Raw genomic sequence first — 20,581 nt, 5'->3', positions numbered from 1 at the left:
GAACATGAGTGGAGCAGGAGAGCTGAAGGTCAACTTCGGCAGCCTCGACGCGGCGGCGGCTGACATCCAGTCGCAGGCCAACCAGATCGAGGGTCGTCTCGACGCCCTCGAGTCCGAGCTGGCGCCGCTGCGCTCGGACTGGACCGGTGAGGCGTCCAACTCGTACCAGGTCGCCAAGGCCAAGTGGGACACCGCGATGGCCGACATGAAGGCCCTGCTGGCCGAGATCGGCACCGCCGTCACGTCGTCCAACAGCGACTACCAGGCGACCGAGAGCCAGAACACCGCGCGCTGGGGCTGAGCCCCGCCCGGGTGCCGTGGCTCCAGCCGCGCGCGCCCAGCACGACGTACGACCTGCCGCGCGGGTCGGGACGACCTCGGTCGTCCCGACCCGTGAGCGGCGTCCGGGGCCCGGGAGGGTCAGGGCCCCGAGCAGCACACGGCTGAGCAGCACACACGACGGGGAGATCGGGGGCCGACAGGCATGGTGAACGCAGATTCCGGTGGCGGTGGCAGCACCGACATCCCGGCCGGAGCAGTCTCGGGACAGATCGAGATCACGATCGAGGCGATCCGACGCATCGCGCGCGACAACATGGCCGCGATGCAGGACAACGCCACGTCCCAGTCCAGCGACTTCCGCGCGCTGGACCTCGCCCCGTCCGCGTTCGGACAGGTGCCGATCGCCCAGACCGTCGGCCAGCAGCACCAGGCCGCCCACCAGGTCTTCATGGACACCATCGACGGCGTCATCGCCGACCTCGAGACCTTCGCGGCCAACATCGAGGCGAGCTGCAACGCCCACGAGGCCACGGACGAGCAGTCGGCGGCCGACGCCCAGCGCGCCGGCCAGGGTGCCCTGAGCGGCCTCAACGAGTCGATGAGCGGCTACCAGTCGCAGGCCGACCAGAACTTCGACAACGCCGGCGCCGAGCACCGCGAGGAGCTCGGCGACCCGCCGCCCGCCGCCGAGCAGCGCGAGGGGTCCGAGCCGCCCGCCGGCAGTGAGCGTCCCGAGGGCAACGACGGGGCCACCGGCAACACCGACTCCCCGGAGACCTACAGCTACGGCGCCGGGGACGACTCGGGGAGCACGGAGTCGTCGACCACGACGTTCGAGGGCGATGCCGCCCCGACTCCCATCGCCACGTCCTTCGACGCCGACGGCGACGGCACGATCGACGTGCTGGAGCCCGCCCTGCCGTCGTCCGGCTCGGGCACCCAGGCCCAGTGACGCAGTGATCCCGGTGCCCCCCTCGTCGACCTCGTCACCGCCCCCCCGTCGCGCCCGGCGCGTCGGGGCCGGCGTACTGGCCTGCGCGACGGCGGCAGCGGGCCTCGCCCTGGTGGCACCGACGCCGGCCGACGCCGCGAGCAGCCCGGGCGCCAGCTGGTGGTTCGAGGCGCTCGGGGTGCCGGAGGCGCACGAGGAGACCACCGGTGAGGGCGCGACCGTCATCATGGCCGACGGCTCGATCGACGCCACGGTCCCGGCCCTGGAGGGGTCGAGCCTCGAGCTGCGCCAGGGCTGCCTGGGCGAGCAGATGGAGAGCAACCGCGTCCCCGACGCCGAGCACGGCACCTGGATGGCCTCGCTGGTGGCCGGGACCGGACGCGGCAGCGGGTCCGCGGGCGGCGGCATCGCCGGCATCGCGCCGGACGCCGAGCTGCAGTACTTCACCCTCGACGCCGACCCCAACTCGCCGGGGATCTCCTGCAAGGTCGAGATGCTCGAGATCCTGGGCCAGGCCGTCCGCGGCGTCGAGGGCGGCCCGATCCTGAGCCTGTCGCTCGGCAACCTCGCCACCGGGTGGGACCAGCTGCAGCGTGACGTGGAGGAGCTGGGTGGTGTCGCCGTGGCGTCCGCAGGCGACTACGAGGACTCGGTCAACCGAGGGATGATGGACTTCCCGGCGGCGCACGCCGGCTGGGTCGCGGTGATGGCGCTCGACGACCAGGCCCGGCCGTGGGACGCCAACCCGCTGCCCTACCGCAGCCTCGGCAAGTACCGCGGCTACCCGACGATCGCGGCGCCCGGAGTCGGCGTCCCCGGCTACACCTGGAAGGGCGACCGCTTCGTCGCCGGCGAGCCCCAGGACGGGACCTCGCCCGCGACGGCGATCGTCGCCGGGGCGTTGGCCCTGGTGCGGTCGAAGTACCCCGAGGCCACGGGGAACCAGCTGATCCAGCACCTCATCCACTTCGACGCCGAGCCGGAGGAGTTCGCCTACTCGGACGCGGTCGGGTTCGGCGTCGTCTCGCTGCGCAACATGCTCGCCAACGACCCGACCGGGTGGCCGGACGAGAACCCGCTGATGGAGGGCAACCCGCAGCGGGTGATCGACACCTACCCGATGTCGGTCTACGGCCAGGCCGACGACGGAGCCGACGCCGAGGCCGACGCGGGGGACACCACCGGCGAGCCGGAGGCGAGCAGCGAGGACGGGAGCGAGACCACGGCCGAGGCCACCGGAGCACCCGCGCAGGCGGGCGACGACGGAAGCAGCTCGGCCCTGCCGTGGCTGCTCGGCGGCGGCGTCGCACTGCTGCTGGCAGCGGGAGGCGTCGTGCTGGCACGACGGTCCGGCGGCTCGGGCAGCACCACCAGGACGAACGCGTAGGACACGAGGGGAGTCAGGGACATGGCAGGACCGAACGAGCAGAAGCTCGCCAGGGTCGAGTCGGCGGAGCCGGGTCAGATCGACAGCGCCGCGACCGCGTGGAAGAAGGCGTCGACCGGCCTGGGAGACGTCAGTGAGGCACTCCGCTCGGCGAGCACGGCGATCGCCGCGGACTGGCAGGGGCGCGACGCCACGGCGGCGACGACCGCCTTCGACGGCCTGGCCGAACGCACCCAGGACTTCAGCTCCCGGATGAACGCGGCCTCGTCCGCGCTCACCACGGCTGCCTCCACGCTGCGGACCGCGAAGTCGGCGTACGCGAACCTGCCGCCCGTCCCGCCCTCGCCGACCGCGCCCGGCGCCGACGCGGCTGCGGACGAGGAGGTCCGCTACATCAAGCTGAACGCGCAGCGCAACCAGGCGGCGAACGCCCGGGAGTCGGCGGCGCAGGAGGCCTACGCCGAGATGACCACGAGCATGGAGAGCGTCAACGGCGACATCTCCGCGGCCTCCCAGCGCGAGGGCAGCGGCGGTGGCGGCGGTGGCGGCGGCGGTGGCGGCACGGGTGGCGGCGGTGGCGGCACCGGGGGGACCGGCGGCGGCTCCGGCTCCTCCTCGACCTACGCGGGTCCGGTGGGCACCTACTCCACCGCCTCCGGCGTGCGCGCGGTCACCGGCGGCGGTCGGGGCGGCCTCGACAGCGTCCTGGTCCTCGGCTCGGGCAACGGCGCCAACGTCCCCGCCATCGGCTCGACGCCGGCGACCGGCGTCACCGCCGACGGACAGATCGGCGGCACCACGGACCTCGGTGGCACCACCGGCCTCGGCTCGGGGGCGGCCTCCACCGGCGGGTCCGCGATCGGTGCCACGGGCGGATCGCCCGGCATCGGCCTCGGCGGCGTCGCCGCGGGCGCCGGCGCGCTGGGGGTCCTCAAGGGTGGCAGTCGAGGCCTGCTCGGAGCCCGGGCGGCGGGGGCCCTGAGCTCGACCGCCGTCGCCGGCACGAGCGGCAGCTCGGCGGCCGGTCGTGGCGGCGCGATCGGCGCCAGTGCGCGGTCCGGTCTCGCAGGCACGGTCGGGCGCAGCGGTGCACTCCCCGCCGGAGCTGCCGGCACCGGTGTCACCAGCGGCGCTGGAGGGACCACCGGCTCGAGCGCCGCGGGAGCCCGCGGCGGCACCATGGTCCCGGCGAGCACCACCGGCACCTCGACGGCCGGCGGCGCCCGGGGCGGCATGGCCCCCGGCTCCGCAGGTGCAGCCGGCGGTCGCGGCGGCGCGGCCGGCGCGGCCGGTGGCCGCGGGGCGGCCGGCGTGGCCGGGACGACCACCGGCGGACGCGGAGGCGCCGCCCGGGGAGCAGCCGGCGCGGCCGGTGCGGCCGGCACCGGGGGCCGAGGCGGTCAGGGCGCGCACGAGGACGAGGACGGCCACCGTCGCTCGATGCTGCTGGCCGACGAGGACGCGTGGATCGACGACGACGAGCTCGGACCGGACGTGATCCGATGACGCAGACCATGGAGGAGCCGACCTCGGCGGCGGCGCCCGGCGCCAGCCTCGTCCGGGTCACGGTCGTGGGCGGCGGACGCCGCGCCGACCTGGTGCTGCCGGCGACGTTGCCGGTGGCCGAGCTGCTCCCCGAGCTGTGCCGCACCGTCGGCGTGCTCGACCCGGCGACGGCGTACGCCGGCTACGAGCTGCACGCATCCGACGGCCGACGGCTCTCCGGCGAGGCCGGGCTGACCCTCCAGGGCGTCGAGGACGGAGCCGTGCTGAGCGTCGTCGTCGGCGCCGACCAGCGGCCTCCCCGGGTGTACGACGACATCGTCGAGGCGATGGCCGACGCGGTGGAGGGCGACCTCCAGCCGTGGGACCCGGCCTCGGGTCGTCGTACGGCGCTGTCGGCCGGGGCGCTCCTGCTCGGCCTGGGCGGGCTCGCCCTGGCGCTGCAACGCCCCGACCCGGTGGCCGGAGCCGCGGCGGGGGTGGGAGCGCTGCTGCTCCTGGCCGCTGCCCTGACCCTGGCCCGGGTGCGTGCCGAGCACACCGCGGCGCTGGTGCTGGCCTGGACGAGCGCCTTCTACGCCGGTGTCGCCGGCCTCACGGTCGTCGACTCCGGCCCGGTGCTCGAGCTCCCGCTGGCCGCCACCGGAGGTGGCGTCCTGCTGGTGGGCGTGATCGCGTTCTTCGGTCTCGTCCAGCGACGAGCGCTGATGCTCCCGGCGGCGGTCGTCGGCGCGGTGCTGGCCGTCGGCAGCGGCCTGGCGCAGGCCACCGACCTGGACCCGGCGAACGTGTACGTCGTCGCCCTCGTGGTGGTCGTGCTCGCCGGCAGCGCCCTGCCCTGGTTCGCGCTCGGCTCCACCGGCACGAACGTCGAGCAGGCCCACACCCACGCCGACCTGACTGCCGAGCCCGCCGACATCGACCCGGACGCCGTGCGCGCCGGGGCCCGGATGGGTCACGAGGTCCTGCTGGCCGTCACCGCGACGGTCGGCATCCTGCTGGTGCTCGTCAGCCCCCTCGCGGTGGGCCTCGGCGTCACGGGCGCCCTCGTGGTCGTCATGTCGAGCGTCGCGCTGATGCTGCGCACCCGGCAGTACCGCGTCGGCAGCGAGGTCGCCGTCGGCCTGGTGTGCGGCGTGGCCGGCCTGGCGGCGACGGCCGCCGCGGCGCTGCTGCTGCAGTCGTCCTGGCACGTCGGGCTCGCCCTCGTGCTCGCCGCGGCTGCAGCCGTCCTGCTCGTCAGCACGCTGGTCCCGATGCCTCCCTCGGTGCGCCGAGGGCGACTCGGCGACGTGGCGGAGCTGGTCGCCCTGGTGTCCCTCCTGCCCCTCCTCGTCGTCGCCATCGGCGTGGTCGGGGCGGTGTGAGGGCGCCGTGACCGACCTGACGGACCCGACGAGCTGCACGACCCACCGATGACCCACCCGTCCGGGGCGACGACGCCCCGACGTCCACGATTCACACGCATGAGAGAAAGAGGAAACACCATGAGATCTGGTCGCAGACTGGGCGCGGCGAGCCTGGTGACCGGGGTGCTGCTGATCGGGTTCGCCTCCCCGTCGCTCGCCGAGGAGATCACCGGTCCGTCCGGTGCTCTCGGTGACGAGACGGAGGCATCGTCGGCGGAGGCCGGCACCGACGCCACCGCGAAGAGGACGAGCAAGGCCTCCGACGCGCGGACACGCGCCCTCGCCGAGTGCGACGCCGCCTTCGAGGCGGGGTGCACGCCGAAGGACCTGTGCAAGGACGCCGACAAGCTCCCGAACGACCCGCGCCTGTGCGCGCCCAAGGTGACGGTCCAGGCGGTCCGCACCGCGGCCGAGTCCGGCCCCGCCGAGGGCGCCGCGGCCGACGGCACCGAGGGCTCGGGCACTGCCGTCGGCGAGGCCGCCGACGCCGGCACCGCGGCACGCGAGGGTGTCGAGGGGCTGCTCCCGGGCGACGGCGAGGACACCGACAACGGCGGCGGGAACGACCCCGACGACGGCGAGGGTCCTCCCGGGCCTCCCGGGGATCCCGGCGAGGAGGACCCTGACCTCCCTCCCGGCGGCGGTGACGACGACGACGATGACGACGACGGCGGCGGTCTCCCGGTGCCGTGCGACCCGGAGCTGGGCATCCCGGCCGACCCGGACGGTCTCTGCGACGACGACGATGACGACGACGGCGACCCGGGCGACGGCGACCCGGGCGACGGCGACCCGGGTGACGGCGACGACGACGGCGACGACGGCGGCGTGCCGCCGCTTCCCCCGATCGGCGGCAACGACGGCGACAACGGGAACGGCAACGGGAACGGCAACGGCAACGGCAACGGCAACGGCAACGGCAACGGTGGCGACACCAGCAGCGACGGCGACACCGGCAGCGGTGGCGCCGAGGCCGGTGGCGACGTCAGCAGCCTGGGAGCCGCTCCGCAGGGAGAGGTGAGCACCAACGACGACGCGGTGTGCACCGACGCCGCCGTGTGCGGGACGGTGCAGCCGGCCGCCACGACGACGACCTCCTCGAGCACCGGTCCGACGCTGCCCGACACGGGCGCGCCTGCCCACACCGGTCTGTGGGTGGCCAGCGGGCTGGGCCTCCTCCTCGCCGGTGGCACGCTGCTCCGCCCACGTCGACGGGCCGAGGTCCGCGACTGATCGAGCGACCGAGGTCGGGGGCAGCGGGAGACCGCTGCCCCCGACTGCTGACCTCACACCCACCCGCGTCACGAACCCGAGGCTGAATGTCCAGCAAGCGCGACCTCGTCGAGGCCCACTCCTTCAACCGGCGTCGTCTGGTGACCGCGTTCGTCAGCGGGGCGCCGGGTGGGCGCGAGGTGGAACCCGTCCGCTACGGCCGCACGCTCGTGGGCGGACTGGTCCTGGCCCTGCTCATCGTGGCGGGCGCCGCCGTGTCGGGCTTCATCAAGCCCAGCGTCCCCGAGGACTGGAGCAACGGCGGTCTCGTCGTCGGCAAGGACAGCGGGTCACGCTTCGTCGCGGTCGAGGGCACGCTCTACCCCGTCATCAACACGACCTCCGCCCGGCTGCTCCTCGCCAGCGACGGGGAGGAGATGAAGGTCAACTTCGTCCCGGAGGACCTCATCGCCGAGGCGCCGACCGAGGCGACCATCGGCATCCAGGGGGCCCCGGACGCCCTCCCCGCACCCAGCAGCCTCGTGCAGTCCGGCTGGACGGCGTGCACCGACAGCACGGGAGGCCTCGCGGTCTCCGTGGGCGACACGCCGGTCTCGACGCCCGTCACCGACGAGGCGTTGCGCGTCGTCGACGGCGAGGGGTCCTGGATCGTCACCGGCAACCAGCGCTACCAGCTGCCGGACGCCGCCAAGCCCCAGGCGGCCGTGCTGCGAGCGCTCGGCCTCGACGACCAGCCCGAGCGCGGCGTCACCGGGGTCTGGCTCGACCTGTTCCCGGTGGGGGACCCGCTGGTCCCCTTCGCCGTCGACGGCGCCGGCACGCAGGTCAACAGCACGGGCGTGCCCGGCCTGACCCGCGTGGGCACGCCGTTGCTCGTCGACGGCCGTCCCTACGCCCTGGGCCAGGGCGGGACCCTCATCCCCCTGTCGCCCTTCGCTGCTGCCGTCTACACGAGCTCCGGGCGCGGAGCCCAGCTCGCCCGGCTCGACATCGACGTCAGCAACTCCGACGTCGCCGGGCTCAACCTCGACGACGACACGCCCTACCCGGAGTCGTGGCCGCAGGAGATGGTCGAGGACTACGCGACGACCGACGTCGAGTGCGCGCGTCTGGACACCGAGGAGGGGGCCGCGCCCGTGGTCTCGCTCTCCGCCCCCACGGAGTCCGCTCCCGCCATCGTGGACGGACTCTTCTCCCGCGACATCCAGCCGGGGGGAGGTGCGCTCGTGCAGGCCTCGCCGGGCGGCGTGCTGGGGACGGGCAGCGTCTTCCTCGTCGACTCCACCGGGACGCGCTACGCCGTGGGCACACCGGCCGACTCGGCGAGCACGCGTGCGTCCCTCGGCTACGCCGCCGTGGAGCCGCCGTCGGTCCCGCTCCCGTGGACGAAGATCTTCCGGGACGGGCCGGCCCTGACCCGCAGCGCGGCCGGGCAGCCTCCGGTCGCCGACCAGCAGGGCGACTCATGACCCGGGCCAGGCGGACGCCCGCTCACGCGGGACCCGCTCGTCGGGCGGCCGCACTCACCGCTGCCGCAGCGGTCGGCCTGCTCCTGGTCCCGCCGGCACCCGCCGGAGCGGCCGAGACCGGTGAGGAGTGCCCGACCGCCGACGACCCCTTCATCGAGCAGAAGTCGGCGGCGATCATCAACCTCGGGTTCCCGCAGTCGTGGGAGCTGGCGACCGGGGCCGGGGTCACCGTGGCCGTGGTCGACTCCGGGGTGGACGTCGACAACCTGCACCTCGGCCCCGACGTCGTGCTCCCCGGCACGTCCTTCGTCAGCGGCCCCGGCGTCACCGCCGACGGCCGCAGCGACCTCTACGGGCACGGCACGGCCGTCGCCGGCGTCATCGCCGCCCGGGAGATCGAGGGCTCGGGCCTGGTCGGGACGGCGCGCGACGCCAAGATCCTCCCGGTCCAGGTCTTCGTCAGCGAGGGCGACGACGACGTCTACAACACCGGCGAGCCCAACTCCGCGCTGATGGCGGCCGGGATCCGCTGGGCCGTGGACAACGGGGCCGACGTCATCAACGTGTCCATGAGCACCGACTCCGAGGACGCGGACCTGCCGAGCCTGACGCAGGCGCTCGACTACGCGCAGAGCGAGGACGTCGTGGTGGTTGCCTCGGCGGGCAACCACGCCCCGGCGAGCGAGGACGACGCGCTGACCGCGTCCCGCTACCCGGCGGCCAACGAGAACGTCATCGGCGTCGCCGCCACCAACACCACCGGCGTCGTGGACGCCTACACCGTGCACGGTCCCGGCTCCGACGTGGCGGCTCCCGGGCAGAACGTGCTCGTGGCCTCGTTGGGCAACCGCGGCGACTGCGTCGGGGGAGTCGACCGGCCGTACTCCAGCTGGGCCGCACCGTTCGTGGCGGGGCTCGCGGCCCAGCTGCGCGAGCTGTACCCGCAGGCCTCGGCGGAGGAGATCGTCTACCGCATCCTCGCCTCGGCGGACCGGCCGAGGCTCGGCTACTCCGACCCGGTGCAGGGGTGGGGCCAGATCCGCCCGGTCGAGGCGCTGACGATGACCATCGACCCGACGATCCCCGGGCCGCCGCTCCCGCGGGGGCTCAAGCGCGAGCGACCCGAGGCGACGGCGGACGTCAAGGCTCTCGGTGCGGCCGTCGACCCGTGGGCCGACGCTCGCCAGGCGGCGCTGTGGTGGGGCCTCGGAGGCGTCGGACTCACCGCGCTCGCCCTCATCGTGCGGCCGGCGACGCGACGGCGTACGGCGTCCGCGGAGGTCTGAGGGCGGCGGCGACCCGTCAGGTGTCCCGGCGGCTCGCCGGGGTCAGCGGGCGCCGGGGCCGGAGGCGCCGCGGAGGCGTTCGGCTGCCGCGCGCGCCGCGATCTGCGCCTCGATGACCTCGGGGTCCTGGTCGGCCAGACGACGGAACTCGGCCAGCCCCTGCTCGATGTCGCGACGGACGGCGACCGCGCTCGGGTGGGTGTCCGCACCGGAGACGACGTCGTTCCAGGTGGTCTGACGGCGGTCGATGCGCTCCTGGACCCGCTGCATGGCGGGACCGAGCGCGCCACGACGGGCGTCCGTGGCGCGGTCGGCACCGGACCGCTCCTGCTCCTTGCGGAACTCGCGCTGCTCCGCCTGCGTCTGCGCGGTGAGGGCGCGCAGGTCCCGCACGGCGTCCCGGGTCTGACGGCGCGACTCCTCGAGCGCCTGCCGCAGACGGGGGTCGGACGAGAGGCTCATCGGTGCTCCTGGCGGGGGTCTCGGGCGTGACTGACGGGCGGGTGGTCGAGGCGGCGGGCTCAGCCGAACCCGGCGCCGGCCGTCTCGTTCATCATCCCGCCGGCGCGCGAGTTGGTCGCCGCGTTGCCGAAGTCGAGCACCCCGTCGGCGACGTTCAGCGCCGCGTTGACGTGCTTCATGACCGTGGCCACGGCCTTGGCCGCGGAGGTGAGCCGGTCGAGGGCCTCGATGGCCCGGTGGATCAGCGTCACCATCCGCTTCACCTTGCCAGGTGCGGTGAAGGCGACCTTGAGCAGGCCGACCCCTCCCGACGCGGCGGAGGCCAGCAGGTCCTGCGCGATGTCGTTGACGAGGTTGATGCAGGCGGCCACCGTGTCCACCGTGGCCTCGGAGACCTCGATGAGCGCCGTGAGCTGCTCGGCGATCATCTCCGCGGCTTCCTGCTGCTCGTCGTGGCTGCCCGCGATCGACGTGAGACGCCCGACGGCGGCCTCGGACGCGCTGCCCGTCCAGACCCCGGGCAGCTGCTGCCCGAGCGAGCGGTAGTTGTCGCCGACGGCGCCCAGCGCCACCGCGACCTCCTCCCAGGCCTGGCTCATGGAGTCCAGGGTGTTGAAGTCGCCGGCCAGCGGCTCGAGGATCGCCTCCAGCAGGCTCCAGCCCGTCACCTTGTGCACGGCCCAGTCGATGCCCCGGATCAGGAAGCCGCAGTTCTTCTTCGCCTCCTCGATCACCTCGCCCCGCCGGCCGGCGGGCGGCGACCCGCCCACCACCGAGGATGCGTCGAAGGCTTCGAAGACGCTCATCGGCTGCCCCACTCCTCGTTGCTGTCGTCGTCCTCGCGGTCGATGAAGTCGCCGTAGCGATCGTTGTCGTCCATCTGGTCCTGCAGGTCCTGCACGCCCTGTGCGACCTCCTGGGTGTTCTTGATGGCGTCGTTCACGCCGTCGTAGGCGCCCTTGTAGGCGCTGCCGGCGTCGAAGATGTCGCGGCGGTTGCCGCTGTCGACCGCGTCGCTGCTGCGCGACTCGCCGTAGGCGTCGTGGCGGGCCGCCGTCGCGTCCTCGTGGCTGCTGCCGTTCTCCCGGGCCTCCCAGTAGGCCCTCCACCCGGCCTCCGAGGCGCGGCCCTCGATGCGGTCGTGCATCGCGGTCGAGGCGTGGTCGTCGGCGCTGGCCCGGGCCATGTCACGGGCTTCCGTCGGTGAGTAGCCCTGGCGCTCGTAGTGCCGTTGCTGGGCGTCGTCGACCCAGCCGTCGAGCCAGCGGACGGCGCCCTCCTTCATGGCGCCGCGGGGCGTGAGCGCCGGGGTGTCGTCGTTGTTCGGGAAGACGGTGTCGTAGGGCTTGTTGACCCAGTCCGGCGCCTTCGGCAGCTCGTAGGGCTTGGGGTCGGCGAGCGCCGATCCCGGCATGGCCGGCGGACCACCGGTCGCGGGCACCGACGACCCGGACCCCGGCTTCTCGTACGGCGCCAGGTTGACGACGTCGCTGAAGGCGCGGTCGAAGCGTTGGTAGACCTGCCGGTCGCCCGTCAGGTAGTCGTCGCGGCAGCCCTCGAAGGACTCGTCGACGGTCCGGGCGACGTCGCCGAACGTCTGGACACCCTCACGGGCGGTGGAGACCGCCTCGGAGTACTGGCCCTGGAAGAAGCTCAGGACGCCGGTGAAGGCCTCGAAGCGGCTGCAGGCCGACGAGATGTAGCCGTCGACCTTCGCCAGGTGCTCGGCCTGCCGTCGCCCGACCTCGGCGCTCGCCGTCAAGCTGTCCGGATCCACCGTGAACTCGCCCACTCGTCCCCCTCGTGACGTGATCTCCATGATCCGACGAAGGCGCTCGCGACGTGACAAAACCCCGTAAATCGTCGGACCGGACGGAGCGCTACGCGCCGCGCTCGCGCTCCTCGCGCTCGGCCGCCTTGGCGGCTCGCTTGGCGTCCCGCTTCGCGTGGTGCTCCTGCATGCGGATGGCGTGCCGCTGGTCCGCGGTGAGGCCCGGGTCACGGCCGCCGTCCGGGCCGCCGGTGAGGTAGCCGCGCACCCCGATCACGGCGCCGACGACCACGCCCAGCGCGACGATGGTCCAGATCGCGATGTCGAACATGGGTCGATCATGCCCCGCCGGTCCTCGGACCGGGGGCGGATTCGGACGACGGCCGGGCCAGGCGTTCCCAGCGCGCCTCGCGGTCACGGTCCTGACGACGACGGTGGCGCACCCAGCCCACCGTGGCCCAGGTCCAGAACGTCGCCATCGCCAGGCCCCCACCAGGTGCAGGGCGCCGGCCTCCTCGGTGGCCCGGAGGCCGCCGTCCTCGGGGTAGACCTCCAGGGCGTCGCCGGCGTCGGGCCAGAGCCAGCGGTACTCCAGCGTGACCCGGTCGCGGCCGTCGACTGCCGGGGTGACCTGGACGGTGCGTGCGCTGGGTCGCGCGCCGGACCGCAGCGCGGTCGTGCCGGTGACGTAGCCCTCGACGGTGACCTCGGTGGTCTCGGCTCCCGCGGGGACGGTGCGGCTGTCGACCCACAGCGCCACCGGGAACGCACCCGTCGCGAGCCCCAGGACGACGCCGGCGGTGACGCTGCCGACCAGCGAACGACGTCGGTGGCGCCGTACGGACCGCAGGGTGCGCGCCGCCTGCTCCGGGGACGTCGGAGTCTTCCCCGACACCGGCGACGGGGGGACGTGCGCGGTCGGCGGCGTGGCGGGCGCTGCTGGAGGCGTCGTCGAGCCGCCGTCGCGGCTCCGCATCACCGTCGCGGTGACGACGGCCGTGCCGATCCCGAGGGCCACGAGAAGCATGAACGGCGTCACCCGGTCATGCTGCCACCCGTCGGGGCAGGGCCGGGCGGCCTGACGCAGGTGTCGGGCACGCGTGGTGCAATGGAGGCATGACTGACAAGCCGTCCCTGGAGCGGCCCCGCCAGGTGACCACCGCCTCGCTGCTGGCCGTCCTGGGCAGCGTCTTCCTCGTGTTCACGCTCATGGACACGCTGGGCAGCCTCCGGGGCAGCGACATGCGGGAGAGCATCGAGGAGATCCTGGCCGAGCCTCCCGGCGACGGCCTCGGGGTGAGCGTCGAGCAGGTCCTCGACGCCCTCCACGTGCTCGGCCTGGTCGCGGGTGCGCTCGCGGCCACCGCCTTCGTGCTGGGCATCTTCGCGCTCCAGGGTCACCGGGGCGCGCGGCTCGGGCTGACGATCGTCACCGGGTTGCTGGTCCTCACGATGCCGGTCTCGGGCGTCATGCCCGTGCTGCTGGCGATCGCGGTCGGGATGTACTGGTCCCGTCCGTCGCGCGACTGGTTCGACGGCAAGCCCCCGTCGCAGCCCGGCCCGCGGGCGAAGAAGTCCGCGCGACCGGGTGCGGGGCGCCACGACTCCGACGCCGCGGTCCCGCCGACCGGTCGCACGGCCGCCGAGCCGCTCGCGTCCACCCAGCCCACCGGTGGGTGGCAGCCACGGCCGGCCGCGGGGTGGCAGCCTCGTCCGGCCGCCGGGGGTGCGCCGCCGCAGGGTGCTCCCGGCGGTTCCTCGGGGTGGGGCCCCGGCCAGGACGGCCAGGGCTACCCGCAGCAGGGCTACGCGCAGCAGGGCTACGCCGGGCAGGGGTACGGCGGGCAGGGCTACCCGGGCCAGCCGGACCCGGACCGCCGTCCGACCACGGTGACGCTGGCCTGCTGGTCGGCGTGGGTCGGCTCGGGGTTGATGACGGCCCTCACGCTGCTCGGGATCCTGCTGCTCGCGGCCGCTCCCGACGAGTTCATCCAGGACCTCCGCGACGAGCTGAACATGAGCACCACCGAGGTCCAGACGCTGGCGTGGACGACGCTGGCGATCTTCCTCGTGTGGTCCGTCGCGGCCTTCGTGCTGACGATCCTGACCTTCCGACGCTCGCAGGTGGCTCGCATCCTGCTCGTCATCTCCAGCGCCATGACGGCCCTGCTCAGCCTGCTGGGCATCCTGAGCATCTTCTCGGCGTTCCCCCTGCTGCTGTCGGGGGCCACGGTGATCCTGCTCTTCACCGGGGGCGCCAACGACTGGTTCGCCCGGCGGACGCCGACCGGCGGGACCGGCTGGTCCGGCAGCGGCCAGGGCTGGGACCCCTACAGCCAGCAGGCCGCCGGCTACGGGGCCGGACCCTCCGGGTACGCCCAGCCCGGCTACGACCCGTACGGCTACGGCCAGCAGGGGTACGCCCAGCAGGGGTACGCCCAGCAGGGCTACGGCCAGCAGGGCTACGGCCAGCAGGGGTACGCCCAGCAGGGGTACGCCCAGCAGGGGTACGCCCAGCAGGGCTACGCGCAGCAAGGCGACGCGCAGCAGGGCTACGCCCAGCCCGGGTACGCCGAGCAGCCGGGGCACGCGCCGCCCGGGCAGTCGGGCCCGGGGCAGGGCGCCGCGACCGGGGACGCCGGCGCCGTGCCGGACTGGCACCGCGACGAGTCCGGGCAGACCGCGCCCCACCACGAGGGGGGCAACCCGCCGCGACCGGCGTCGACCGACGGCGCCGACCGGTCCGGGCACCACGAGGGGACGGACGCAGGAGCGGACGGGGGCACGGACCGTGCCCACGACGACCACGCCGGAGCCGCGCCCCAGGAGCAGCAGCAGCCCCCGGCGCCGGAGCAGCAGGCACCGCAGGGCTGGCCGCCCCCGCAGCAGTGGCAGCGTTCGCCGGAGGAGCCACGCGAGCCGCAGCAGCCCCGCAAGCCCTGGTGATCGGCAGGGGCTGGTCCCTCGGGCGCCCGACCTCGGGCCGCTACGCGGTGAGGTCCGCCCGGGCGAGCTGGTGGAGGGCGCGCTCGATCGACGAGCGGTTCTTGCAGAACGCCCACCGGATCAGGTGACGGCCGTCGGCGGGGTCGTCGTAGAACGCCTGCGCCGGTATCGCGACGACCCCGGCCCGCTCGGGCAGCGCGCGGCAGAACGCCTCGCCGTCGGGCCACCCCAGGTGCCGGACGTCGCCGAGGGTGAAGTAGGTGCCCTGCGGCACCACCGGGTCCAGCCCGAGCTCGGCCAGCCCGCCGCACAGCAGGTCACGGCGTACGGCGAGGTCGGCGGCCAGCGTGGCCACCGCCTCGTCCTCGTGGTCGAGCGCGTAGGCGATCGCCGGCTGCAGCGGGGCGGCGTTGGTGAAGGTCAGCCACTGCTTGGCCGCCATGACCGTGGTGACCAGCTCCTCGCTGCCGGTGGCCCAGCCGACCTTCCAGCCGGTGAGGGAGAAGGTCTTGCCGGCGCTGGAGATGGTGAGGGTGCGCTCGGCCATCCCCGGCTCGGCCGCCAAGGGGGCGTGCCGGACGCCGTCGTAGGTCAGGTGCTCGTAGACCTCGTCGACCACGACCACCACGTCGTGGCGGACCGCCACCTCCGCGATCGCGGCCCGCTCGGAGGCGTCCAGCACGGCCCCGGTCGGGTTGTGCGGGGTGTTGAGCAGCAGCACCGAGGTGCGGTCCGTCACGGTCGCGCGCAGCGCCTCGACGTCGAGGCGGAACCCCGACGCTGTACGCCGCAGGGGGACCGGACGACGGACGCCGCCGGCCATGGCCACGCACGCCAGGTAGGCGTCGTAGAACGGCTCGACGATCGCCACCTCGTCACCGGGGTCGACCAGCGACAGCACCGCGGCAGCCAGCGCCTCCGTGGCACCGGCGGTCACCAGCACCTCGCGGTCGGGGTCGAGGTCGATCCCGTAGTGACGTCGCTGGTGCGCGGCCACCGCCTGGCGCAGCTCCGGCACGCCCGGACCGGGGGCGTACTGGTTGCGCCCGCCCTGCAGCGCCGCGACCGCGCGCCGCACGACCTCCGGCGGTCCGTCCTCGTCGGGGAAGCCCTGTCCGAGGTTCACCGACCCGGTGCGCAGCGCCAGCGCCGACATGGTGGTGAAGACGGTCGGCGGCACGTCCTGGAGACGTCTCGCGAGGCGGCGGGTCATGGTCGCGATGCTAGTGCGAGGGTCCCGGCGGCAGGGGTGGCCGACTAGGGTCACGAGTCATGACCACCCTCGCGAACGACGACCGGCAGGCCCTCATCGAGCAGGTGAAGGAGAAAGCCGTCGTCCACGGCCGGGTCACCCTCTCGTCGGGGGCGGACGCCGACTACTACGTCGACATGCGACGCATCACCCTCGACGGCGTCGCCGCCCCGCTGGTCGGTCGCGTCATGCGCGACCTGGTCGCCGACCTGTCCTTCGACGCGGTCGGCGGGCTCACCCTGGGCGCCGACCCGGTCGCCACCGCGATGATGCACGCTGCTGCCGCCGAGGGCGCGGTCCTGGACGCGTTCGTCGTGCGCAAGGAGGGCAAGGCCCACGGCCTCCAGCGGCGCATCGAGGGGGCACCGGTCGAGGGCCGACGCGTGCTCGCGGTGGAGGACACCAGCACCACCGGGGGCTCCGCGCTCGAGGCCGTCGCCGCGCTGCGTGAGGCCGGTGCCGACGTGGTGGCGGTCGCGGTGGTCGTCGACCGCGACACCGGCGCCGCGGAGAAGGTCGAGGAGGCGGGCCTGCAGTACCGCTTCGCCATCGGCAAGGACGAGCTCGGGCTGTGATCGCAGCAGCAGCGACGGTCGCGCTCACCTCGGTCGCGAGGTCCACCGCGTCGCCCGGCGAGGACCTCACCGGCGTCGCCGGCTGGGCCGTCGACCTGATGGAGAAGCTCGGCGGACCCGGCGCGGGCATCGCCATCGCCGCCGAGAACCTCTTCCCCCCGATCCCGAGCGAGATCATCCTGCCGCTGGCCGGCTTCACCGCCAGCCAGGGGTCGTTCACGATCGCCGAGGCGATCTTCTGGACCACGGCCGGGTCCGTGGTGGGCGCGCTGATGATGTACGCGCTGGGCGCGGCCCTCGGGCGGCGACGCATGTACGCCGTGTGGGAGCGGCTGCCGCTGGTGAAGGTCAGCGACCTGGAGAAGTGCGAGGACTGGTTCGCCCGCCACGGCACCAAGGCGGTCTTCTTCGGCCGCATGGTGCCGATCTTCCGCAGCCTCATCTCGGTGCCGGCCGGCGTCGAGCGCATGCCGATCCCGGTCTTCCTGGTGCTGACGACGCTGGGCAGCCTGATCTGGAACAGCGTCTTCGTGCTCGCCGGCTACCAGCTCGGCGAGCAGTGGGAGCGCGTCGACCAGTACGCCAGCACCTTCCAGAAGGTCGTCATCGCGGCCGTCGTGCTGTTCGTCTGCTGGTGGGTCCTGCAGCGGGTCCGGTCGATCCGAGCCTCGCGTCGTGCCGTCGACTCCTGAGCCGGTGGATCACGGGTCCGCGGAGGACCGGCCCGCCGAGGACCGGCGGGCGCCGTACGACCCGATGCCGCACGGGCCGCCCGAGGTGGGCGTCGGACCGTGGCCGGGGCCGCGGCCCGAGGGCCCCGGCTCCGAGGTGTACGACGAGCACCTGCTCGCCGAGGGGGACCGGCGCAACGTCGTCGACCGTTACCGCTACTGGCGGATGGAGGCGATCGTGGCCGACCTCGACCGGCGGCGCCACGACTTCCACGTCGCGATCGAGAACTGGCAGCACGACTTCAACATCGGCACGATCGTGCGCTCGGCCAACGCGTTCCTGGCACGTGAGGTCCACATCGTCGGCCGGCGGCGGTGGAACCGCCGCGGCGCGATGGTGACCGACCGCTACCAGCACGTGCGCCACCACGAGACGCCCGAGGCGCTGGCCGCCGCGATGCACGAGGCGGGTGTCGTGGTGCTCGGCATCGACAACCTGCCGGGCTCGGTGCCGCTGGAGACCCTCCGGCTGCCGCGGCAGGTCTGCCTGCTGTTCGGCCAGGAGGGCCCGGGGCTGTCACCGGAGGCGCGCGCGGTCTGCGACGCGACGTTCTCGATCGCGCAGTTCGGCTCGACCCGCTCCATCAACGCCTCGGCAGCGGCAGCGATCGCGATGCACACCTGGGTCGTGCAGCACGCCGACCTGTCCGGCGGTGACAGCCCGGACGCCCGCGCGCCCTGGCGCGGCTGAGCCCTGTCGTCTCAGGTGAGGTCGGCCTCGGTGAGGAGCCGCTGCAGGCGCTCGCGGCCGCGCGAGCAGTGGCTCTTCACCGTCCCCTCGCCGATGCCGAGCTCGGCCGCGGTCTCGGCGGTCGAGAGCCCGAGCCAGTGCCGCAGCAGCACAGCCTTGCGCTGCATCTCGGGCAGCTCCTGCAGCGCGTCGAAGAGCGCCGACCGCTCCTCGACGTCGGGGCCCGCCGCTGGGCGGTCGTGGCCGTCGAGCCCGGACCGCTCACGACGCCACGGCCGGCGGGTCTCGTCGACGTTCGAGCGCACGATGATCCGCCGCACGAACGCCTCCTCGCTGCCGTGCTTGCGGAGCGTCGGCCAGGCGACGTACGCCTTGACCAGCGCGGTCTGGACGAGGTCGTCCGCGCGGTGCCAGTCGCCGCAGGTGGCGTAGGCGATCCGCCGCAGGTGGGTACGTCGCGCCGCGACGAAGGCAGTGAACGCGGCGTCGCGGTCCTCGGACCGGCGGCCCGGGGTCATCGGTAGCCTCCGCTGCTGCCGTCGGCCTCGTCGGAGTACGTCTCCGCTGCCTCGAGGAGGAAGCCCTCGAACGTCGCCGCGCTCGTCCTCGGGTCGACCGTGATGTAGTCCGGCTGACTGCTCGCGTCGTCGCGTACCAGCACGTACCACCGGCGTCCGTCGGCCCGGACCTCGGCGGCGGCCGTGCGGTCCTGGGGTCCGGAGAAGCGGGGCCCGAAGCCGAGGTCCTGCTTCTGGGCGAGCAGCTCGACGCCGTCAGCGGGGCGCAAGGAGCCGTCGGCCTGCAGCACCACGAACGGGTCGGCATCGGCCAGCATGGCGTCGCTGCGGTGGGCCAGCCAGTCCTCGAAGCGGTCGAACCCCTGGCCGGCCGGGTCGGCGGAGATCATCTCGCCCGCGTCGCCGTACCACTGGGCGATGACCCAGAACCGCTTCCCCGCGCGCTCGACCTCCAGGGCGAAGGTCCGCCGTGCGCCGCCGATCCCGGTGAGACCGACCGGGTCGACCAGACGGCGGACGACGACCGTGCCCTCGTCGGCGCGCAGCGCGCCGTCCGGGCCGAAGGTCAGGCCGAGCTCCTGCCCGGCGGGCAGCGGCGGCGGCTCCGTCGTGACGCCGTCCGACGGCGTCGGACCCGCCTCGTCGGGTGCGGGCGTCGGGGCACCCGAGGGAGAGGTGGCGAAGTCGCCGCCGCCGTCGGCCCCGCTGGCGCCGGTCAGGTCCCAGCTGCCGACGGAGACCGCGGCCACCGTCAGGACGCCGGCCGCGACCAGCCCGCCCACCGCGGCCCGGGTCGTCGTACGTCGCCGGCGGGCGCGCCGTCCGGCGAGCAGCAGCTCGTCGAGCGGCGCCGGGGCAGGGCCGTCGCCGAAGGAGGCGTCGATCGCTGCCGCCAGCTCGGCGTCGTCGTAGGGAGGTTCGGAGAGGTGTCGGCTCATGACACCAAGACGGAAGCACCCCCCGGCCCCGTTGTCACGGTCGGCACACCTTCGGTGACCGGTGGGTAGCCACTAGGGTGAAGCGCGACCCTCCGACCTTCTCCAGGAGACCTCCCTCATGCCTATCGCTTCCCCCGAGACCTATGCGCAGATGCTCGACACGGCCAAGCGCGACGCCTTCGCGTTCCCCGCGATCAACGTGTCGTCCTCGCAGACCCTCAACGCCGCCCTGGCCGGCTTCGCCGAGGCCGAGAGCGACGGCATCATCCAGGTCTCGACCGGTGGTGCCGACTACCTGTCCGGCCCGACCGTCAAGGACATGGTGGCCGGCTCGGCCGCCTTCGCGGCGTACGCCCGCGAGGTCGCGAAGAACTACCCGGTCAACATCGCGCTGCACACCGACCACTGCCCCAAGGACAAGCTCGACGGCTTCGTGCGGCCGCTGCTCGCGATCTCGGCCGAGCGCGTCAAGAACGGCCAGGAGCCGCTGTTCCAGAGCCACATGTGGGACGGCTCGGCGGTGCCCCTCGACGAGAACCTGCAGATCGCCGAGGAGCTGCACCAGGCCTGCCAGGCCGCCCGGATCATCCTCGAGATCGAGGTCGGCGTCGTCGGCGGCGAGGAGGACGGCGTCGAGGCCGAGATCAACGACAAGCTCTACTCGACCCCCGAGGACGCCATCGCCACGGCCAAGGCCCTCGGGTACGGCGACCGCGGCTACTACATGACCGCACTGACCTTCGGCAACGTGCACGGCGTCTACAAGCCCGGCAACGTCAAGCTCCGCCCGTCCGTCCTGCGCGACGCCCAGGACGCCGTCGTGCAGGAGTTCGGCCTGGAGAAGGGCGCCAAGCCGTTCCACCTCGTCTTCCACGGAGGCTCCGGCTCGGACCCGCAGGAGATCGCCGAGGCCCTCGACTACGGCGTGGTGAAGATGAACGTCGACACCGACACCCAGTACGCCTTCACCCGCCCGGTCGCCGGCCACATGTTCAGCAACTACGACGGCGTGCTGAAGATCGACGGCGAGGTCGGCAACAAGAAGGCCTACGACCCGCGCGCCTGGGGCAAGGCGGCCGAGGCCGGCATGGCCGCCCGCGTCGTCGAGGCCTGCGAGAACCTGCGTTCCACCGGCCACAAGCTCTGACCCCCACCCCCACCCACCCTGACCCCACC

20 protein-coding genes are annotated in these 20,581 nt (G+C 73.9%); 13 read left to right on the top strand and 7 right to left on the bottom strand.

Features of this window, described 5'->3' with window-relative positions; translation table 11 throughout:
- Positions 1-4 precede the first annotated feature (4 nt).
- The 8 genes from G7072_RS16415 to G7072_RS16380 all read left to right on the top strand — a co-directional run bounded on the left by G7072_RS16415 (position 5) and on the right by G7072_RS16380 (position 9,521).
- Positions 5-301, top strand: coding sequence for a WXG100 family type VII secretion target (locus G7072_RS16415; protein WP_166088267.1), 297 nt, complete (start codon positions 5-7; stop codon positions 299-301).
- Positions 302-484: 183 nt separating this feature from the next.
- A complete protein-coding gene (locus tag G7072_RS16410) occupies positions 485-1,234 on the top strand; it encodes a hypothetical protein (RefSeq protein ID WP_166088263.1) in 750 nt (249 codons plus the stop codon).
- Between the two features lie 112 nt (positions 1,235-1,346).
- Positions 1,347-2,621, top strand: coding sequence for a S8/S53 family peptidase (locus tag G7072_RS20230; protein WP_166088261.1), 1,275 nt, complete (start codon positions 1,347-1,349; stop codon positions 2,619-2,621).
- A gap of 21 nt (positions 2,622-2,642) precedes the next feature.
- Positions 2,643-4,127 (top strand): WXG100 family type VII secretion target, encoded by a 1,485-nt coding sequence (locus G7072_RS19845; RefSeq protein ID WP_206063181.1) that lies wholly within the window; start codon positions 2,643-2,645, stop codon positions 4,125-4,127.
- Positions 4,124-5,491, top strand: coding sequence for a type VII secretion integral membrane protein EccD (gene eccD, locus G7072_RS16395; protein ID WP_240916999.1), 1,368 nt, complete (start codon positions 4,124-4,126; stop codon positions 5,489-5,491). The genes G7072_RS19845 and eccD overlap by 4 nt, the downstream gene beginning before the upstream one ends.
- Before the next feature lie 120 nt (positions 5,492-5,611).
- Positions 5,612-6,766, top strand: coding sequence for an LPXTG cell wall anchor domain-containing protein (locus G7072_RS16390; protein ID WP_166088259.1), 1,155 nt, complete (start codon positions 5,612-5,614; stop codon positions 6,764-6,766).
- An 86-nt stretch (positions 6,767-6,852) separates the two neighbouring features.
- Positions 6,853-8,235, top strand: a complete 1,383-nt coding sequence (gene eccB / locus G7072_RS16385) for a type VII secretion protein EccB (protein ID WP_166088256.1) — start codon at positions 6,853-6,855, stop codon at positions 8,233-8,235.
- The gene (locus G7072_RS16380) at positions 8,232-9,521 is read left to right on the top strand and encodes a S8 family serine peptidase (RefSeq protein ID WP_166088254.1); all 1,290 of its coding nucleotides are present in this window, start codon (positions 8,232-8,234) and stop codon (positions 9,519-9,521) included. Before eccB ends, G7072_RS16380 begins: the two co-directional genes overlap by 4 nt.
- Positions 9,522-9,563: 42 nt before the next feature.
- Here the strand turns inward: G7072_RS16380 and G7072_RS16375 are convergent, their stop codons facing one another.
- The 4 genes from G7072_RS16375 to G7072_RS16360 all read right to left on the bottom strand — a co-directional run bounded on the left by G7072_RS16375 (position 9,564) and on the right by G7072_RS16360 (position 12,793).
- A complete protein-coding gene (locus G7072_RS16375; RefSeq protein ID WP_166088252.1) occupies positions 9,564-9,983 on the bottom strand; it encodes a hypothetical protein in 420 nt (139 codons plus the stop codon).
- Between the two features lie 59 nt (positions 9,984-10,042).
- Positions 10,043-10,789 (bottom strand): hypothetical protein, encoded by a 747-nt coding sequence (locus tag G7072_RS16370; RefSeq protein ID WP_166088250.1) that lies wholly within the window; start codon positions 10,787-10,789, stop codon positions 10,043-10,045.
- Positions 10,786-11,775 carry a hypothetical protein gene (locus G7072_RS16365; protein WP_166088248.1) on the bottom strand — a complete coding sequence of 330 codons (990 nt, stop codon included), beginning with the start codon at positions 11,773-11,775 and terminating at the stop codon, positions 10,786-10,788. Before G7072_RS16365 ends, G7072_RS16370 begins: the two co-directional genes overlap by 4 nt.
- An 88-nt stretch (positions 11,776-11,863) precedes the next feature.
- On the bottom strand, positions 11,864-12,793 hold the full coding sequence (locus G7072_RS16360; protein WP_166088245.1) for a hypothetical protein: 930 nt from the start codon (positions 12,791-12,793) through the stop codon (positions 11,864-11,866).
- Positions 12,794-12,870: 77 nt separating this feature from the next.
- On the opposite strand from G7072_RS16360, the gene G7072_RS19840 reads away from it, so the two are divergent.
- Positions 12,871-14,700 carry a hypothetical protein gene (locus G7072_RS19840; protein ID WP_206063176.1) on the top strand — a complete coding sequence of 610 codons (1,830 nt, stop codon included), beginning with the start codon at positions 12,871-12,873 and terminating at the stop codon, positions 14,698-14,700.
- A 40-nt stretch (positions 14,701-14,740) separates the two neighbouring features.
- Here G7072_RS19840 and G7072_RS16350 read toward each other — a convergent pair whose 3' ends face one another.
- A complete protein-coding gene (locus tag G7072_RS16350; protein WP_166088243.1) occupies positions 14,741-15,913 on the bottom strand; it encodes a pyridoxal phosphate-dependent aminotransferase in 1,173 nt (390 codons plus the stop codon).
- Between the two features lie 59 nt (positions 15,914-15,972).
- Between G7072_RS16350 and pyrE the strand changes: the two genes are divergently transcribed.
- The 3 genes from pyrE to G7072_RS16335 all read left to right on the top strand — a co-directional run bounded on the left by pyrE (position 15,973) and on the right by G7072_RS16335 (position 17,949).
- Positions 15,973-16,527: an orotate phosphoribosyltransferase gene (gene pyrE, locus G7072_RS16345; protein WP_166088241.1), complete on the top strand. Its 555-nt coding sequence runs from the start codon at positions 15,973-15,975 to the stop codon at positions 16,525-16,527.
- Entirely contained in the window at positions 16,524-17,219 is a 696-nt protein-coding gene (locus G7072_RS16340; protein ID WP_240916998.1) for a DedA family protein, read from the top strand. Before pyrE ends, G7072_RS16340 begins: the two co-directional genes overlap by 4 nt.
- A 64-nt stretch (positions 17,220-17,283) precedes the next feature.
- Entirely contained in the window at positions 17,284-17,949 is a 666-nt protein-coding gene (locus G7072_RS16335; RefSeq protein ID WP_166090295.1) for an RNA methyltransferase, read from the top strand.
- A gap of 11 nt (positions 17,950-17,960) precedes the next feature.
- Here G7072_RS16335 and G7072_RS16330 read toward each other — a convergent pair whose 3' ends face one another.
- Together G7072_RS16330 and G7072_RS16325 are read right to left on the bottom strand one after the other, a co-directional pair.
- On the bottom strand, positions 17,961-18,467 hold the full coding sequence (locus G7072_RS16330) for a SigE family RNA polymerase sigma factor (RefSeq protein ID WP_166088238.1): 507 nt from the start codon (positions 18,465-18,467) through the stop codon (positions 17,961-17,963).
- Positions 18,464-19,405 carry a hypothetical protein gene (locus G7072_RS16325; protein WP_166088236.1) on the bottom strand — a complete coding sequence of 314 codons (942 nt, stop codon included), beginning with the start codon at positions 19,403-19,405 and terminating at the stop codon, positions 18,464-18,466. Before G7072_RS16325 ends, G7072_RS16330 begins: the two co-directional genes overlap by 4 nt.
- A 118-nt stretch (positions 19,406-19,523) precedes the next feature.
- On the opposite strand from G7072_RS16325, the gene fbaA reads away from it, so the two are divergent.
- On the top strand, positions 19,524-20,552 hold the full coding sequence (gene fbaA / locus G7072_RS16320) for a class II fructose-bisphosphate aldolase (RefSeq protein WP_166088234.1): 1,029 nt from the start codon (positions 19,524-19,526) through the stop codon (positions 20,550-20,552).
- Positions 20,553-20,581: the final 29 nt, after the last annotated feature.

Source organism: Nocardioides sp. HDW12B (assembly GCF_011299595.1).
In the GTDB taxonomy this organism is placed as follows: Bacteria; Actinomycetota; Actinomycetes; order Propionibacteriales; family Nocardioidaceae; genus Marmoricola_A.
This window is presented reverse-complemented; position numbering and strand designations above follow the sequence as displayed.